General features: G+C 66.4%; 16 protein-coding genes. 8 read left to right on the forward strand and 8 right to left on the reverse strand.

Going from position 1 to position 16,365, the window contains the following annotated elements:
* Positions 1-209 precede the first annotated feature (209 nt).
* The 3 genes from EJC47_RS12600 (at position 210) to EJC47_RS12610 (ending at position 3,712) form a co-directional block, all read left to right on the forward strand.
* A complete protein-coding gene (locus EJC47_RS12600) occupies positions 210-1,553 on the forward strand; it encodes a methyl-accepting chemotaxis protein (protein WP_126848212.1) in 1,344 nt (447 codons plus the stop codon).
* Between the two features lie 19 nt (positions 1,554-1,572).
* The gene (locus EJC47_RS12605) at positions 1,573-2,952 is read left to right on the forward strand and encodes a methyl-accepting chemotaxis protein (protein WP_126848135.1); all 1,380 of its coding nucleotides are present in this window, start codon (positions 1,573-1,575) and stop codon (positions 2,950-2,952) included.
* 61 nt (positions 2,953-3,013) lie between these two features.
* Complete coding sequence (locus EJC47_RS12610) at positions 3,014-3,712, forward strand: SDR family NAD(P)-dependent oxidoreductase (protein ID WP_126848214.1); 699 nt, start codon at positions 3,014-3,016, stop codon at positions 3,710-3,712.
* Here EJC47_RS12610 and EJC47_RS12615 read toward each other — a convergent pair.
* Genes EJC47_RS12615 through EJC47_RS12635 form a run of 5 tightly spaced genes read right to left on the reverse strand, consistent with a single transcriptional unit; the run spans position 3,709 to position 8,920 of the window.
* Positions 3,709-4,284, reverse strand: a complete 576-nt coding sequence (locus EJC47_RS12615) for a nucleotidyltransferase family protein (RefSeq protein ID WP_126848137.1) — start codon at positions 4,282-4,284, stop codon at positions 3,709-3,711. The two genes, EJC47_RS12610 and EJC47_RS12615, sit on opposite strands and share 4 nt — an antisense overlap.
* 4 nt (positions 4,285-4,288) lie before the next feature.
* On the reverse strand, positions 4,289-5,209 hold the full coding sequence (locus tag EJC47_RS12620; RefSeq protein ID WP_126848139.1) for an XdhC family protein: 921 nt from the start codon (positions 5,207-5,209) through the stop codon (positions 4,289-4,291).
* A 35-nt stretch (positions 5,210-5,244) separates the two neighbouring features.
* Positions 5,245-7,452, reverse strand: a complete 2,208-nt coding sequence (locus tag EJC47_RS12625; protein WP_126848140.1) for a xanthine dehydrogenase family protein molybdopterin-binding subunit — start codon at positions 7,450-7,452, stop codon at positions 5,245-5,247.
* Positions 7,449-8,423 (reverse strand): FAD binding domain-containing protein, encoded by a 975-nt coding sequence (locus EJC47_RS12630; protein ID WP_126848141.1) that lies wholly within the window; start codon positions 8,421-8,423, stop codon positions 7,449-7,451. The genes EJC47_RS12625 and EJC47_RS12630 overlap by 4 nt, the downstream gene beginning before the upstream one ends.
* Complete coding sequence (locus EJC47_RS12635; RefSeq protein ID WP_126848142.1) at positions 8,420-8,920, reverse strand: 2Fe-2S iron-sulfur cluster-binding protein; 501 nt, start codon at positions 8,918-8,920, stop codon at positions 8,420-8,422. Before EJC47_RS12635 ends, EJC47_RS12630 begins: the two co-directional genes overlap by 4 nt.
* Positions 8,921-9,031: 111 nt before the next feature.
* Between EJC47_RS12635 and EJC47_RS12640 the strand changes: the two genes are divergently transcribed.
* Both EJC47_RS12640 and EJC47_RS12645 read left to right on the forward strand, forming a co-directional pair.
* Complete coding sequence (locus EJC47_RS12640) at positions 9,032-10,081, forward strand: glycerophosphodiester phosphodiesterase (protein WP_126848143.1); 1,050 nt, start codon at positions 9,032-9,034, stop codon at positions 10,079-10,081.
* Positions 10,081-10,359, forward strand: a complete 279-nt coding sequence (locus EJC47_RS12645) for a hypothetical protein (protein ID WP_126848144.1) — start codon at positions 10,081-10,083, stop codon at positions 10,357-10,359. The genes EJC47_RS12640 and EJC47_RS12645 overlap by 1 nt, the downstream gene beginning before the upstream one ends.
* Before the next feature lie 22 nt (positions 10,360-10,381).
* On the opposite strand, the gene EJC47_RS12650 is transcribed toward EJC47_RS12645, so the two are convergent.
* A complete protein-coding gene (locus tag EJC47_RS12650; protein ID WP_126848145.1) occupies positions 10,382-11,074 on the reverse strand; it encodes an esterase/lipase family protein in 693 nt (230 codons plus the stop codon).
* Between the two features lie 87 nt (positions 11,075-11,161).
* Here EJC47_RS12650 and phhA point away from each other — a divergent pair, with 87 nt between their 5' ends.
* The gene (gene phhA / locus EJC47_RS12655) at positions 11,162-12,028 is read left to right on the forward strand and encodes a phenylalanine 4-monooxygenase (protein WP_126848147.1); all 867 of its coding nucleotides are present in this window, start codon (positions 11,162-11,164) and stop codon (positions 12,026-12,028) included.
* Here phhA and EJC47_RS12660 read toward each other — a convergent pair.
* Both EJC47_RS12660 and EJC47_RS12665 read right to left on the reverse strand, forming a co-directional pair.
* The gene (locus EJC47_RS12660; RefSeq protein WP_260591564.1) at positions 12,025-12,771 is read right to left on the reverse strand and encodes a UTRA domain-containing protein; all 747 of its coding nucleotides are present in this window, start codon (positions 12,769-12,771) and stop codon (positions 12,025-12,027) included. The two genes, phhA and EJC47_RS12660, sit on opposite strands and share 4 nt — an antisense overlap.
* 16 nt (positions 12,772-12,787) lie before the next feature.
* Positions 12,788-13,345 (reverse strand): HD domain-containing protein, encoded by a 558-nt coding sequence (locus EJC47_RS12665; protein WP_126848151.1) that lies wholly within the window; start codon positions 13,343-13,345, stop codon positions 12,788-12,790.
* Positions 13,346-13,468: 123 nt separating this feature from the next.
* On the opposite strand from EJC47_RS12665, the gene EJC47_RS12670 reads away from it, so the two are divergent.
* Positions 13,469-15,607 carry a phosphocholine-specific phospholipase C gene (locus EJC47_RS12670; protein WP_126848153.1) on the forward strand — a complete coding sequence of 713 codons (2,139 nt, stop codon included), beginning with the start codon at positions 13,469-13,471 and terminating at the stop codon, positions 15,605-15,607.
* Positions 15,600-16,355 (forward strand): acid phosphatase, encoded by a 756-nt coding sequence (locus EJC47_RS12675; RefSeq protein ID WP_126848156.1) that lies wholly within the window; start codon positions 15,600-15,602, stop codon positions 16,353-16,355. Before EJC47_RS12670 ends, EJC47_RS12675 begins: the two co-directional genes overlap by 8 nt.
* Positions 16,356-16,365 lie beyond the last annotated feature (10 nt).

The following is a 16,365-nucleotide window of genomic DNA, read 5'->3' on the forward strand; positions in this document are numbered from 1 at the left end:
TGCAATCGCTACATGCGCCCCCGGGCCCTGGTGGCGAACATGCCGACATCGCCCGCAGCGCGGTTGGCCAGAGCGAATCGAAGGGGCGATCGTCGCAGGGCGGCAACCGCGCTTACCGCGCATTAACCAAATCGCGCTACGCCATGTGTCGGACCGTCCGCTTCATCGGTCATGCCAGACACGGAGTTTTCGCCTTGACCGTCAATGAATTGCCCAATCCCGGCACGGTTGCTGCGACGATCGACATCCGGGCGCGGCTGCGCGCGTTCGATTCCGACAATTCGCTGGAGAGTGCGGCACGCGACGTGTGGACGATCCTGGAGCCCGATGCCGCAGACATCGCGCTGGCGTTCTGGGCCCAGTGGCGGCGCGCGAGTCCCGGCGCGCAAAGCTGGCAACCGCATGAAGAAACCAAGATGGTCGAACTTGGCGTCACCTATCTGCGCCACCGTTTCTGCGACGTGTCCGGGCGCCTTTGGGTCGAGTCGATGGAGCGCTCGGTCGCCTCGGGCTACAAGGCGGGGGTCTCGACCATGGCTTTGCTGTCGATGACCTGCGCCAGCGATCGAGCCGCTCTGGAAATTCTGTTCAAGCGCGTGAAATCGGACGACCCGCGCTTGCCGACGTTCATCGATACGGTGATGCGCCTGACCGGCCTCGAAGCCGAGATCACCGTCGAAATCTACAACGCATTCCGTGCCCACACCGCGCGCGGCGAACGCGACCGGCTGGCGATCGATTTCCGCGAGGGGATCGCGGCCACAGTCGAACAGGCGACCCAGGAATCGGAAGTGCTGCGCGGCCAATCGGTCAAAACCTCCACCTCGGCGCGCGGAATGCTGGGCAAGACCAGCGAAGTCGCCGCAGCAGCCGAGCAATCGGCGATGGCGATGCGCGAAGCCGCACAGACCGCCGCCGGGCTTATCCGCGCGATCGAGGACGCGCGCACCGAAGTCGAAGCCGCCGCCGAAATCGCGACGCGCGCCTCGTCCCAGGCTGGTGCTGCGGTCGGCATGTCGGAAACGCTCAGCGACCATGCCAAATCGATCGAATCGATCCTCGGTCTCATCCGCGACATTGCCGGGCAAACCAATCTGCTCGCGCTCAACGCCACGATCGAGGCAGCCCGCGCGGGCGATGCCGGGCGCGGCTTTGCCGTGGTTGCGCAGGAAGTGAAGAGCCTTGCCAACCAGACCGCACGCGCGACCGACGACATCGCCGCCAAGATCGCCGCGATCCAGTCCGCCACGCGCTCGACGGTCGAGACCAACGCCTCGATCAAGGCGACCGTTTCGGAAGTGCAGGAAAGCGCCAACCGCATCCGCTATGCGATGGAAGCGCAGGCGCAAACCGTCACCGCGATCACCGCCGCCGTCGATGAAACCGCGCTGGCCGCGGATTCGATGTCCAACACCATCACCGCGATCCGCGAGGACACCGAAAGCGTTGCCTCCGAGATCGACCGCGTCGGGCGCGGTTTCGACTCGCTCGATACGAAACTTGGCATGCTCAAGAACAGCGCGAGCGAATTCGTCGCGAAAGTCGCTGCATGAGCCCTGGAGAGGATCTGACATGGCTGGAAGCGGGACGCCCGAGGGCGCGACCGCCGGCGGGTGGAGTGGCGTAAGCCGCACTGCCGCCGCGCGCGTCGCGGACTATGATTGGGATGGCAGTGTCGCCGCCGCCTCCGCCGAAATTGCGGACGCCATCGTCGGCCATGAAGGCGAAATCGCGCGCGCTTTCTGGGAGTATTATCTCTCGCTGCCGCAAACGGCGCATATCCGGGGGTTCTTCACCCCCGACTATCTGTCCGCGCGCGTGGCGCACAGCGCAAAATATACCCGCGCCAAATATGCCGCGCCGCAGGACGACGATTGGATGCGCATGGCAATTCGCCACGCCACCGATTCGCAAAAGGCGAACATTCCGCTGCCCGCCCTGCTGACCTCGTTGAGCTTCGCGCACAGCCGCACGCTCGAATGGATCGAAGCCAGGCTTGGTGCGGGGTCGCCCCGGCTGCGGGTGCTGGCGGATTGTGTACAGCGACTCGGGCTGGTCGAGGCCGATGTCATGGCATCGCATCTCGGCGCGCGCGATGCCGAGCGGGCCCGCGACGAGCGCCGCACGCGCTCGAGCGCGTTCAGCGCGACGATCGCCGGGTCGATCGAGGGCACCGCCGCGCTCGGCAATCGCATCCGCGTCCAGGCGCAGGGTGCTGCGCGATCGGCGCGCGGCATGCTGGGCAAGACCAGCGAAGTCGCCGCCGCAGCCGAGCAATCGGCGATGGCGATGCGCGAAGCGGCACAAACCGCCGCCGGGCTGATCCGCGCGATCGAAGATGCGCGCACCGAAGTCGAAGCGGCTGCCGAAATCGCCACCCGTGCCTCGACTCAGGCGGGGGCTGCGGTCGGCATGTCCGAAACGCTCAGCGACCATGCAAAGTCGATCGAGTCGATTCTCGGTCTCATCCGCGACATTGCCGGGCAGACCAATTTGCTCGCGCTCAACGCCACGATCGAGGCCGCGCGCGCGGGCGATGCCGGGCGCGGTTTTGCCGTGGTTGCGCAGGAAGTGAAGAGCCTCGCCAGCCAGACCGCCCGCGCCACCGACGACATCGCCGCCAAGATCGCCGCGATCCAGTCGGCCACGCGCTCGACCGTCGCGACCAACGCCTCGATCAAATCGACCGTGGCCGAGGTGCAGGAAAGCGCCAACCGCATCCGCTACGCGATGGAGGCACAGGCGCAGACCGTCACCGCGATCACCGCCGCCGTCGACGAAACCGCGCTCGCCGCCGATTCGATGTCTAACACGATCACCGCGATCCGCGAGGACACCGAAAGCGTTGCGGGGGAAATCGAAACGCTCGAACACGATTTCGGCGAGGTCGACGACCGGCTCGGCGGCTTGAAGCGCGCCGCCGACGCCTTCTCGGCCAGCGTCGCGGCCTGAGCGCTCGCCATCACCGTCGAGCGATATGGCGGCGATCGTGATCGCCCGCTACACCGCGCGCATGACCCACATTCTCCTCACCGGCTCCTCGCGCGGCATCGGTGCCGCGACCCTGACCGCGCTCCAGACCGCCGGCGCGGCCGTGATCGGGCAAGGGACCGCAAGCGGCATCCCTGCCGACTTTGCCGACCCGGCGGCTCCGCGCGCGTTGTGGGATGCCGCGCTCGCGGCGCAGAGCGGGCGAATCGACGTGCTGATCAACAATGCCGGGGTGTTCGAGGCCAATCCGATCGCGCGCGACGACGCGGCCTGGGTTGCGGAATGGGAGCGCACGATGCGCATCAACCTGACCGCCGCCGCCGAACTGTGCCGCTTCGCGGTGCTGCATTGGCAGGACCGTGGGACCAGTGGACGGATCGTCAACATCGCCAGCCGCGCCGCCTATCGCGGCGATTCGCCGCAGCATTGGCATTATGCCGCGTCCAAAGCGGGCATGGTCGCGATGACCAAGAGCATCGCGCGCGGCTATGCCAAGGACGGCATTCTCGCTTTTGCGGTGTGCCCCGGCTTCACCATGACCGGCATGGCCGAAGAGTATCTGGAGAGTCGCGGCGGGGACAAATTGCTCGCCGACATTCCGCTCGGTCGCGTGGCTAGCCCCGAGGAAGTCGCCGAGGTCGCCCGCTTCCTCGCACTCGATGCGCCGCCATCGATGACCGGCGCGGTGCTCGACGTGAACGGCGCGAGCTACGTGCGCTAGCGCAGCGCGCGCAAGCGTTCGAGATCCTCGGGCCGGTCAATATCGAGCAATTCGGCCTCGGGCGCGATCACATGCCGCCCGGCGCGCACCATCGCGCGACCGCCTTCATCGCCGCTCAGCGTCATCAGCGCATCGAACTGGTCGACCCCGAACAAAGCGGGCGGGCTGCTGTGAACGCCGTTGCTCGACGCGACCACCGCATCCGGGCCGCTCGCCGCCTCGAGCAAGCGGTGGATGTGCGTCGCGGTCACGCGCGGCATATCGGCCAGAGCGATCACCACCGCTGCGCAGCCAATCTCGCGCGCCGCCGCGACGCCGAGCTTGACCGATCCCGACATGCCGTCATCGGGGTTGTGATTGTGGAGCACGGCATAGCCCCGGCTGGCGAAATCGAGCTCGGTGCCCGAACATACCACGAAGCGCGCCTTGAACGGCACGTCCTCCAGCGCGGTGACGACATGATAGGCCAGCGGCTTGCCGAAAAAGGGCTCCTGCAACTTATCCGCGTCGCCGAACCGGCGCGATCGCCCGGCCGCGAGCAGGATCAGCACGCACTCTTCGACCGCGATCATCGCTTCAGTCCTTCCGGTTGAACGCTCCTACCATGGCCGCCGCGATCGACAGCGCGATTTCGGCGGGGCCGATCGCGCCGATATCGAGCCCGACCGGCGCATCGATGCGATCGATGTCCGTGTCTGCAACGCCCGCCGCCGCCAAACGCTCCCGCCGTGCGGCATGGCTGCGGCGTGAGCCGAGCGCGCCGACATAAGCGGTCGGCCGAGCGAGTGCCGCGATGAGCGCGGGATCGTCGATCTTGGTGTCGTGGCTGAGCGTGACCACCGCGCTTGCCGGACCCGGGTCGAGCGCTTCGATCGCCTCGTCGGGCCAGCGATCGTCGAGCGTGACGCCGGGGAAACGCTCCTCGGTCAGGAAGCGCGCACGCGGATCGATGATCGTCACCTGGATGCCCAATTGCCGCGCGAGACCAGCCAGCGCCTGCGCGATCTGCACCGCACCGACGATGAACAGCCGCCGCGGCGGATCGTAGCGATTGACAAACGCCGCGCCCTCCAGCGGGCGCAGCGAACTTTGCCCGCTGGCAAGATCGGTCGACACCGCCAACGCCTTGCCCGCCGCCTGCGCCTCGGCAATGCGGTCGAACAGTTCGGGATCGAAGCCTTCGGCCGATACCGGCTGCACCAGCACGGAAATCTCGCCGCCGCACGGCAGGCCGACTTCCCAGGCGGCGGCATCGGCTACGCCATAATTTTTGAGCTGGAACGGCGCACCCGCAATCACCTCGGCGGCGGTCGCCAAGATGTCGCTCTCGACGCAGCCGCCCGACACCGAGCCTTCAAACCGCCCGTCGGCATGGACGATCATATGGCTGCCACGCGGGCGCGGGGCCGATCCCCAGGTCGATACCACCGTGGCGAGCGCGAGCGGCGCGCCCTTCCACTGCGCGGCGGCGTTCAGCACGGAATCGTTATCGGCCATCATCCTCTCCTAATCCTCCCCGTTCCGGGGAGGAGTCACATTTCCGGCAAACCGAACACTATCTTGTCGAGCGTCAGCGGAAAGTCGCGTACGCGCACACCGCAGGCATTGTAGATCGCGTTGGTCACCGCCGCGCCCGCGCCGGAAATCGACAATTCGCCCAGTCCCTTCACCCCGATCGGATTGGCATGGGTGTCGATCTCTTCGAGGAACAGCACGTCGAGCGGCGGCACGTCGGCATGGCTCGGCACATGATATTCGCCCAGGTCATGGTTGACGAACTGGCCGTGGCGCTGGTCGAGCACTGCTTCCTCCATCAGCGCGTAACCGATGCCCCAGATCATCCCGCCAATCGCCTGGCTACGCGCGAGCTTGGCGTTGAGGATGCGTCCGGCCTCGAACACGCCGAGCATCCGCCGCACCCGCACTTCACCAGTGACGGCATTCACCGCAACTTCGGCGAATTGCGCACCATGCGCCGCCTGGCTGAAGGTGCGGGCATTGGAGCCTTGCGAAATCTTGCCCATCGCCACCAGCGGCGCGTCACCAACCAGTTCGGCGAGCGGCACGCGCCGGTTGCCGGCGACCGCATGACCGTCCTTCAACGTCATGTCCTGCGCCTTGGCCCCCATCCGCTCGGCCAGCGTCGCGACGATGTCCTCGCACGCCAGCGCGACCGAGGACCCCGCGCTCGCCGCACCGAACGACCCGCCCGAGCCCGCGCCCGGCGGCAAATCGGTATCGCCCAGGATCACGTCGATCCGCTCCATCGGCAGCCCCAGCGCCTCGCCCGCAATCTGCGCGAGGATCGTGTAGCTGCCAGTGCCGATATCGGTCATGTCGGTCTCGATCCGCGCGCGGCCATCGGGCGACAGCGTCACGCGCGCCTCCGAATCGACCAGCAGATTGATCCGCACTGCCGCCGACACGCCCATGCCGATCAGCCATTCACCTTCGCGCACTTGCCCCGGCTGGGCCGACCGCTTGGCCCAGCCAAAGGCCTCCGCCCCCCGATCGAGACAAGCGACGAGGCCGCGCGTCGAAAAGGGCGCGCCGGTCATCGGATCGACCTTCGGCTCGTTCAGCTTGCGAAAGTCGATCGGATCGCGGCCCAGCGCCTCGGCCATCTCGTCCATCGCGGTTTCGAGCGCGAGCGTACCGACCGCCTCGCCTGGCGCGCGCACCGCGCCCGCCATCACCATATCGAGCGTAACCACCTTGTGGCTGAAATGCCGGACCGGTGCCTCGTAAAGCGAGATCGACCCCAGCGCGACCGGCTCCATGAAGCCGCCATCGGGACCCTGGCTGATGACGCTGTCATGCCCGACCGCCAGCAGCTTGCCCTCTTCGGTCGCGGCAAGGCGAATGCGCTGATGGGTATCGGTGCGGCGATACACGTTGTGGAACAATTGGCGGCGCGCCATCGCGATCTTGACCGGACGCCCGAGCTTCTGCGCGGCGATTGCCGCCAGCACCGCATCCGGCCCCAGCATCTTTCCGCCGAAGCCACCGCCAATATAGGGTGACAGGATTCGCACCTTGTCGTCGGCAACGCCCAGCGACTTGGCCAGCACTTGCCGCGCGACCTTGAGGATCTGCAGACTGGAATGCAGCGTCAGCGAGTCGCCATTCCAGATCGCAACCGAAGCGTGCGGCTCCATCGCGGCATGGACGTGGTTGGGCGTGGTATAGATCTGGTCGATCGTCACCGCCGCCTGCGCCATGGCGGCTTCGATATCGCCCTTGGCAATGTCCTGCAGCCGCGAATCCTTGGGCGGGCCGCTCGCTTTGTCGATATCGGCCATCGTGTCGAAATGGCCGGGTTCGATGGCGACATGCACGCGCACCGCCTTCGCCGCCGCGCGCGCCGCCTCGAAACTGGTCGCCACCGCAACGCCGACGACCTGATCCCAATGGTCGATCTCGTCGTTCCCTGTATGAGCCGGGCCGAACGCCGCCGCCTGGCGTGGGATGCGCGGATCATCGACGATGATGTCGAGCACATCGGGTAGCGCGCGCGCGGCATCGGTATCGATGCCCGTCACCTTGCCCTTGGCGGCGGGCGCTGTGATCAGATAGCCGTAAGCCACCTCGCCTTCGACCAGATGCTCATAACCATAATGTGCCGCGCCGCTGACCTTGAGCGCGCCTTCGCTGCGGTCAAGCGCGGCACCGAGCACGCCTTGCACGCCGCGATCCATTGCGAGGCCGGGATGATCGGCATCCATCGTAAAGTCGCTCATGCACCTGCTCCTGTCAGCGTGCGCAGCGTCGCGATCAGCGTCCGGTGCGCGAGCGGTATCTTGAAATCGTTCGCGCCGTGGCCCCTGGCGTCGGCCAGCAGCGCGTCCGCCGCAGCCGCAAACACGGCGTCACTCGGCGCTTGCCCGACCAGCGCGACCTCGACCGCCGAGTCGCGCCACGGCATCGGCGCAAGCCCGCCAAACGCCAGCGCGGCGGAGGCGATCTTCCCGTCCACAACCGCAACCACCCCTGCCACCGACACCAAGGCAAAGGCATAAGACGCGCGGTCGCGCACCTTGCGATAGGCCTGCGCACCGGCAGGCGGCACGGGCAGTTCGACATGGGTGATGAGTTCGCCCGGCCGCAGCACCGTCTCGATTTCGGGCGTATCCCCCGGCAAGCGATAGAAATCGCCGATCGCGATCCGGCGCTTGTCGCCGTCAGAGGTGAGCGTGACGATCGTCGCATCCAGCGCGCGCAGCGCCACCGCCATGTCGCTGGGGTTGGTGGCGATGCACTGCTCGCTGGTCCCGAGAATCGCGAGATTGCGGTTGAACCCGTCGATCGCCGAACACCCCGCACCGGGATCGCGCTTGTTGCACGCCATCGCGGTGTCGTAAAAATACGGGCAACGCGTGCGCTGGAGCAGATTGCCCCCGGTGGTCGCCTTGTTGCGCAATTGCCCGGATGCCCCGGCGAGCAAGGCGCGGCTCAGCACGGGATAATCGGCGATCACCTGGGGATCGGCGGCGAGGTCGCTATTGGGCACCAATGCCCCGATGGTCAGCCCGCCATCGCCGCGCCGCTCGATCCGCGCGAGATCGAGCCGGCTGATGTCGACCAGTTTCTCCGGCGTCTCGATCTGCAGCTTCATCAGGTCGAGCAAATTGGTGCCGCCCGCGATGAAGCGACCGCCGGCTGCAACGGCCGCCTCCGGGCTTTCGGCACGGCTATAGGTGAAGGTCTTCATGCGCGCTCCGCCCCGGCAACTTCAGCAATGGCATCGACGATGTTGGGGTAAGCCGAACAGCGGCACAGATTGCCGCTCATCCGCTCCGAAATCTCGTGCCCGTCGAGCGTGATCGTTTCCAGGTCGGCGCTGACATGGCTCGGCCAGCCCTTAGCCACCTCGTCGAGCATCCCGACCGCCGAACAGATCTGCCCAGGCGTGCAATATCCGCACTGATATCCGTCATGCTTGATGAAGGCGGCCTGCAATGGATGGAGCTGATCTGCGCTGCCAAGTCCTTCTATCGTCAGAATGTCATCATCCTGATGCATCACCGCCAATGTGAGGCATGCATTGATCCGTCGGCCGTTGACCAGCACCGTGCACGCACCGCACTGGCCATGGTCGCAGCCCTTCTTCGTTCCCGTCAGCCCGAGATGTTCGCGTAGCACATCGAGCAGTGAGGCACGGATATCGGGCTCGACCGAATGGGTCGCGCCATTGATGGTGAAATGCATTGAGGCTCGCCTCCCGTTGAGCTTGGGGTAACGATTATGAACGCTTTGGTTTCCGTATATCGGCGCGCACCTGTCCTTCTTAAAGGGATCGCGCGCGCTCGAACAGCCGGTATGGCGGCACTATTGCTGGTATCGCCCGGCGCGATGGCGCAGACTGTGCCGGTGAAGCCGCTTTCCTCCCCCATCGTCATCGCGCATCGCGGCGCGAGCGGGCTGCGGCCCGAACACACCATCGCCTCTTATACGCTGGCGATCGAACAGGGGGCCGATTTCATCGAGCCCGATCTGGTGCTGACCAAGGACGACGTGTTCGTCGCGCGCCATGAGAATGATATTACCGGCACCACCGATGTGGCCAAGCACCCAGAATTCGCCGCGCGCCGCACCACCAAGGTGATCGACGGCGAAACCCACACCGGCTGGTTTACCGAGGATTTCACGCTCGCCGAGTTGAAGACGCTGCGCGCGATCGAGCGGCTGCCCAAGGTCCGGCCCGACAACGCCAAATATGACGGCCAGTTCGAAGTGCCGACGCTGGCCGAGGTGATCGCGCTGGCCAAGAAGCACTCGGTCGGTGGCCGCATCGTCGGCATCTATCCCGAGACCAAGCATCCGACCTATTTCGCCAGCATCGGCCATCCGATGGAGGCGCGCCTCGTCGCGCAGTTGCAGGCGGCGGGCTGGTCCAAGCCGAGCGACCCGGTGTTCATCCAGTCGTTCGAGGTCAACAACCTCAAGCAACTCCACACCATGACCGGCCTGCGCCTGATCCAGTTGATGGATGCCGCCGGTGCCCCCGCCGACAAGGCCGCGCCGAGCTACGCCGCGATGATCACGCCAGAAGGGCTCAAGGCCGTCGCCGCTTATGCGTACGGGATCGGCCCCAATAAAGACATGATCCAGCGCGGCGATGCTGCACCCTCCACGCTCGTCGCCGACGCGCATGCGGCAGGGCTGCGGCTCCATCCCTGGACCTTCCGCGCGGAAAACATGTTCCTGCCGCCATCGCTGCGTATCGGCACCGACCCCGCCGTGCACGGCAAGCTGGCCGAGGAAATCACGCGCTTCCTCAATCTCGGCATCGATGGCTTCTTTACCGATTTCGCCTATATTGGCGTCGACGCGCGCAACGCCCAGCGTGCCAAGGCGAAAGGCCAATAATGCGCAAATCCGTGATCGCCGTCGTCGCCTTGCTTCCGCTGCTTGTCGGCGGTTGCCTTGCCAAGACGGTGGTCAACGTCGCCACCCTGCCCGTGCGCGCGACCAGCAAGGCGGTCGACTGGACCACGACGAGTCAGTCCGAGGCCGACCGCAATTACGGCCGCAAGATGCGCAAGCAGGAAGCCCGCGAGGGGCGGGAGTTGAAACGGCAATATAAGGATTGTCGCGCGCAAAATCGCGACGATTGCGATCAATACCGGCCCCACGCCCAACGCTAAACCCGCGAAGGGCGGCGGTGCGTCAGGCCGCGTCGCCGCCCAGCACGCGTGCCACCGCCAGCAGCACCGCCGGGCGCACCTGCACCCCGACATGGCTGCTGCGCACCTCGATCGCGCGGCTGGCAGCGTCATGACAAATCATGCCGTTGACCAGCCCGTCGCTGCGGCTCCAGATCGCGGTGCTCGGCACGGGCAGCGGCTCCGCCACCAGTGCGCTTTGCGCGCGGACATGCGGGGCATCGACGCGCTCCCCGGTCAACAGCTCGAACGCGCGCCACACATTGGTCGCGCGCGGGTCCCCGGCGAAAGGCGAACTTATCGTCACCACCTCGCGCACCATGCCGGGCAGACGGTGTGTCGCGAAGCGCGCCATGATCCCGCCCAGGCTGACCCCGATCAGCGTCACCGGTGCGCCCGTTTCGTCATACAGCGCACGGATCCGTGCCAGCAGCCGCTCGCCCTCCGGCCCGATCGTGCGCGCGCCGAGATTGCGCCCGAGCCCCCAGCCTTCGGCCCGATAGCCAAGCCTATGCAGATAGCGTCGCAGGAACACCCCCGAAGCATCGCTGTTGAACAGCCCCGGCAGCAACATCACCGCTCGCCCGTCACCACGCGGAGCCTGCGCCAGCATCGTGCGCGCGCCCGCAAGCGAGGCAAGGCCCCAGGCACCCCGCGGCACCTCCAGCGCCCATAACAGCTTCGATGGTGGCTTCATCGCCGATTCCGGTCGCACAGCGCGCTGAAAAGTCGTTTCATCTGCAACCCGTTTCCTGCCCTGCTATGGCTGTGCTACCCTGAAGTCATGACCGAAGAAACGCATGTTCTCGACCGCCCGCCCGCCAATGCGGCGGACGATTGGACGATTCCGCAGGACTGGGCACACTTCACCCAGGAAGAGCACCGTGTGTGGGACACGCTGTTCGCCCGCCAGGCGAAGCTGCTGCCCGGCCGTGCCTCCGACGCTTATTTACGCGGGCTGGATGTACTGAAGCTGTCCAAGCCCGGCATCCCGGATTTCGAGGAACTGTCGGAACGGCTGATGAAGCTCACCGGCTGGCAAGTCGTGGCGGTGCCGGGGCTGGTGCCCGACGACGTGTTCTTCGACCATATGGCCAATCGCCGCTTCGTCGCGGGCAATTTCATCCGCCGTCCCGACCAGCTCGATTATCTGCAGGAACCCGACGTGTTCCACGACGTGTTCGGCCATGTGCCGATGCTCGCCGACCCGGTCTTCGCCGATTATCTCGCAGCTTATGGTCGCGGCGGGCAGCGTGCGCAGGGGCTGGATGCGCTCAAATATCTCGGGCGGCTCTATTGGTACACGGTCGAATTCGGGTTGATCGCCGAGCCCGAGGGCTTGCGCATCTATGGTGCCGGGATCGTCTCCAGCTTCGCCGAAAGCCGCTTCGCGCTCGACGATGCCAGCCCCAACCGCATCGCCTTCGATTTGAAGCGCGTGATGCGCACCGACTACCGGATTGACGATTTCCAGCAGAATTATTTTGTGATCCCGAGCTTCGACGAACTGCTGCGCGTGACGGTCGAGACCGATTTCGCGCCGCTCTACGAGGAACTGGTCGGCATGTCCGATATACCGGTCGCGACGCTGCTGCCCGAGGACCGCGTCCTTACACACGGGACGCAAGCCTATGCGCTCGGCAAAGGCTAATCGCGCGTACGCACCTCGACCAGCACGCGGATCGCGTCGTGGCGCCAATATTCATGGTCATATTCGACGATGCGATCGTCCGCATCGTAGCTACAGCGTACCACCAACAACCCCGGCGTGCCTGACGCGACCCCCAGCGCCCGCGCCACATCCTTGATCAGCGCGCACGGCCGCATCTCGACATGGTTGCGCACCACCCGAACACCATAACGCCCGGTCAGCACCGCCGTCAGCGAGCCATCCAGAACTTCGTCGAGCAAGCCGGGTGCGATGGCGGGATCGACCAGGATCCGCTCGACCAGAACCGGTCGCCCGTCGATCGCGCGACGGCGGTCGAGCGCGAACACGGGCGTGCCAATTGCGCAACCGAACACCGCCGCATCCGCCGCCGACGCCGCCACCGACTGCTTGCCCAGCGTTTCGGTCGTCGGCACACGGCCCTGCTCGGCGACATAGGCCATGAAGCCCGCCCACCGCGTCGGATCGTAGACCACTGGCGGTGGCGAGACGTACCAGCCGCTGCGGTCACGCCGATAGATCAGCCCTTCGGCTTCCAATTGGAACAACGCCTCGCGCACCGTGCCGCGCGCCGCGCCCGACCCAAGCTGAAGCTGTCGCTCGGACGGTAGCCGCGCGCCCACGGCCAGTGCCCCCTGCGCGATCTCCCCGGCCAGATGATCGCGTAGCGCGAGATAATGCGGACCTGACCCCGCTTCTGCTGCCTTCTGCATAGGCCCGATCATGGCCGAAGCCGCAGGATCACGCCAGCGGACGCACCACAAGCCGCTCGAGCAGCGGCCGATAGCTGGCGAGATCGGGCACCTGCCAATCGGGCTGCTTGCCGATATCGTCATAGCGGCGCAGCGCCACCGCATCGGCGAAATACGGTTCCTGTTCAAACGCCGCGATGCCCGCCGCATCGAACGCCCCGCCCTGCAAGCGCAGACTGAGTGCGGAGGCGGCACTCAAGCCCGCCTCATAGCTGGGCTCGACCGCGCAGAGATAGCGCTTGGCGGCGACGTGCAGGCGCACCGGCTCATACACTGCGGGCGGAAAGGCCGTGGCGAGCAGCGCCGCACCCAACTCCTCGTGCCGCGCGTCCGCGCCGTGCAGATCGGCAGCGAGCCCGGCCCCGTCAACGAACTGACCAATGTCATGGAGCAGCGCCGCCGCGATCAGCGTGTCCGACGCGCCATCCTCGCGCGCGGCCTGCGCCGCTTGCAGCACGTGCTGCAGCTGATCGACCTCCTCGCCATAGCGATCGTCGCCATGCTCGGCGAACAGCGCGTAGATCCTGTCGATAAGGGCGGAGGGCATGGGCATTTTCCTTTGCAGAAGCGGCGATCCGAAGCGCGACTGTCGCACGATTGTCGTTTAACTGGACTATACCAGATTTATGACCTGGTGGCGACATTCGCCCCGGATCGACGGAGGATACCTGTGAACGATGCGACCAGACGGCGGTTTCTGCAGATGGCGGCGGGGGCCGGTGCGGGCGCAGCCGGGATGCTGCCAGGTCTGATCGAGCGCGCCGCCGCGATCGCTGCCAACAGCCCGACCGGCACGATCCGCGATGTCGAGCATGTCGTGATCTTCATGCAGGAAAATCGGTCGTTCGATCATTATTTCGGCAGTTATAATGGCGTGCGCGGGCTGGGCGATCCGCGTCCGCTGCGCCTCCCCGGCGGGGGCAGCGTGTGGGCGCAACCGAGCGCGCAGCATCCCGATGGCTTCGTGCTGCCCTTCCACGGCGATTCGACCACAACGCAGTCGTTCCGCGTCGATGGCTCCGAACAGGGCCATCAGCACAATCTCACCATCTTCAACCGGGGTCGGTGCGATCGCTGGGGCGCGACGCGGCAATTGCACCAGCGGATGCTGCATTATGGCGCGGGCGACCTGCCCTTTTACTATGCGCTCGCCAACGCCTTCACGATTTGCGACGCCTATCACGCCTCGACGTTGACGCAGACCTATCCCAATCGACTGCATTTGTTCACCGGCTGCAATGGCGGTGGCACGGTCGGCGGCGATCCCGAAATGGACAATTATGGCGAGGACGAAACGCCCAGCGCCGACATGGCGACCGACCAGCCGCTGCGCCCCGATGCCTATCGCTGGACCACTTATGCCGAGCGGCTGGAACAAGCGGGCGTAAGCTGGAAGGTCTATCAGGAATATGACAATTTCGGCGACAACACGCTGTCGGTCTTTCCCGCCTTCCGCCCCTGCGCGCGCGATTCCGCTTTGTATCGGCGTGGTCGATCTTGGGTGAGCGAGCATAAGACCGGGCCCGAGCGTACGCGCTCGGACGGGGAGCAACTGGTCGAGGGCTTTCGCCGCGATCTGGCGGCGGGGACTTTGCCGCAAGTGTCGTGGATCGTCACCGCCGCCGACCTGTCCGAACATCCGACCGCCGTGCCCGCGCGCGGCGAGCATGTCTGCGCCGAACTGATCGCCGCGTTGGTCGACCATCCCGAAGTCTTCGCCAAGACGGTGTTCATCGTCAATTATGACGAGAGCGGCGGCTTTTACGACCATATGCCGTCCCCCGTCCCGCCGGTGGGGGACTTGCCGGGCCACAGCACGGTGTCGATCGCCGGTGAAGCAAAACACTATGCCAGCGGCGACAATCAGGGCGCGCAGCCGATCGGGCTTGGCATTCGCGTGCCCGCACTCCTCGTGTCGCCGTGGAGCCGCGGCGGCTTCGTCTGTTCCGAACTGTTCGACCACACGTCGGTGCTGCGCTTTCTGGAGGCGCGCTTCGGCGTGGCCGAGCCCAATATCGGTCCGTGGCGGCGCGCAGTGTGTGGCGATCTCATCTCCGCCTTCGATTTCGCACAACCCAATCGCGACTGGGCGAGCCTCGCCTTGCCCGGCACCGCCGATTTCGAACAGCGCATCGTGCGCTCGCAGGCCGGGCGCGCCACGGCGATTCCGGCGGTGCAAAGCGCATCCCGGCAAATGTCCGGGCAACGCCCTGCCCGCGCCCTGCCCTATCGGCTCGACATCCTCGGTCGGGTCGACGCGGATCGGCGCTTCCGCCTAGACCTGATCAACCGCGGCACGACCGGTGCGGTGCTGACCGTCCACGACAATCTCGATCGCGGCGGCCCGTGGCACTTTACGATCGGCGCGGGCGACCGCCACGCCAGCACGCAGTGGCATGACGACGGCACCGTCACCGACCGCTACGACCTGAGCGTGATCGGCCCCGACGGGTTGCTGCGCCGCTATGCCGGAACGCTGGCGGGCACGGCGGAGGTAGGCTTGCTTGCATTGCCCAGCCAGGATGCGGTCGAACTCTCGCTCGCCAACCCCGGTACTGTACCACTCCGCTATACGATCACGCTCGACCCGGCCTATCCAGCGTCGACCCTGCGAACCCGTGCCTTCAGCGTGCCTGCGGGTGCGACGCTGCGCGACCGCTGGGATCTGGCGGCGAGCGACCGCTGGTATGATCTGACGATACGCTCGCCCGACGATTCCTCCTTTCTGCGCCGTTTCGCGGGCAAGGTCGAAAACGGACGACCGGGCCGCACCGACCCCGCCATCGGGGAGATGCGGCTCGATGTCTAAGCGGCTTTTCCTCGCAGGCCTCGTCGCGGTTGCGGCAATGGGCAGCGCCGTCGCCGCGATCGGCGATCCCTGGATGCACCCCGTGGATGGCGTGCGGATCCTGTCCGCCCCGCCCACCGCCGGATCGGCGCGCGATATTGCCGACCGCGCGATCTTTCAGGCAACGCGCGCGCTGGAAGGCAGCCCGCGCTGGCAGATTGCACAGCGCGATGTCGAGAATGGCCCGTTGTCGCGCTATGCCTGTGCGCTCGGCGTGACCTTAAAGGCGAGCGACGTGCCGATCCTCGCCAGCCTGTTCGACCGGGCGGGCGCGGGCTTCCTCGTCGAGCCCGTCAAAACCCATTACGCGCGGGCCCGGCCCTATGCCGACAACGACGCGCCCATGTGTCAGGCGCGCACCGCCGCGCTCGCCCGCAGCGGCGATTATCCCTCGGGCCATGCCGCCAATGGCTGGCTGGAGGCGTTGTTGCTCGCCGAACTCGCGCCCGACCGGGCGAGCGAGCTGCTCGCACGCGGCCGCCAGGCGGGCGAAAGCCGCGTGATTTGCGGCGCGCATTCGGCCAGCGCGGTTGAGGGCGGCTGGCAAGCGGGGGCCGCCGCCTCAGCGGTACTGCACGGCTCCGCATCGTTCCGCCAGCAGCTCGAGCTGGCGCGCGTCGAACTCGCCCGCGCCCGCGCCACCGCCCCCAAGGTCGATCCCGCCGCCTGCGCGATCGAGGCGGAGGTGCTGGCGCGCGCGTATTATTGAAGCCCCGGTC

Source organism: Sphingomonas sp. TF3, from assembly GCF_003985085.1.
Classification (GTDB): domain Bacteria; phylum Pseudomonadota; class Alphaproteobacteria; order Sphingomonadales; family Sphingomonadaceae; genus Sphingomonas.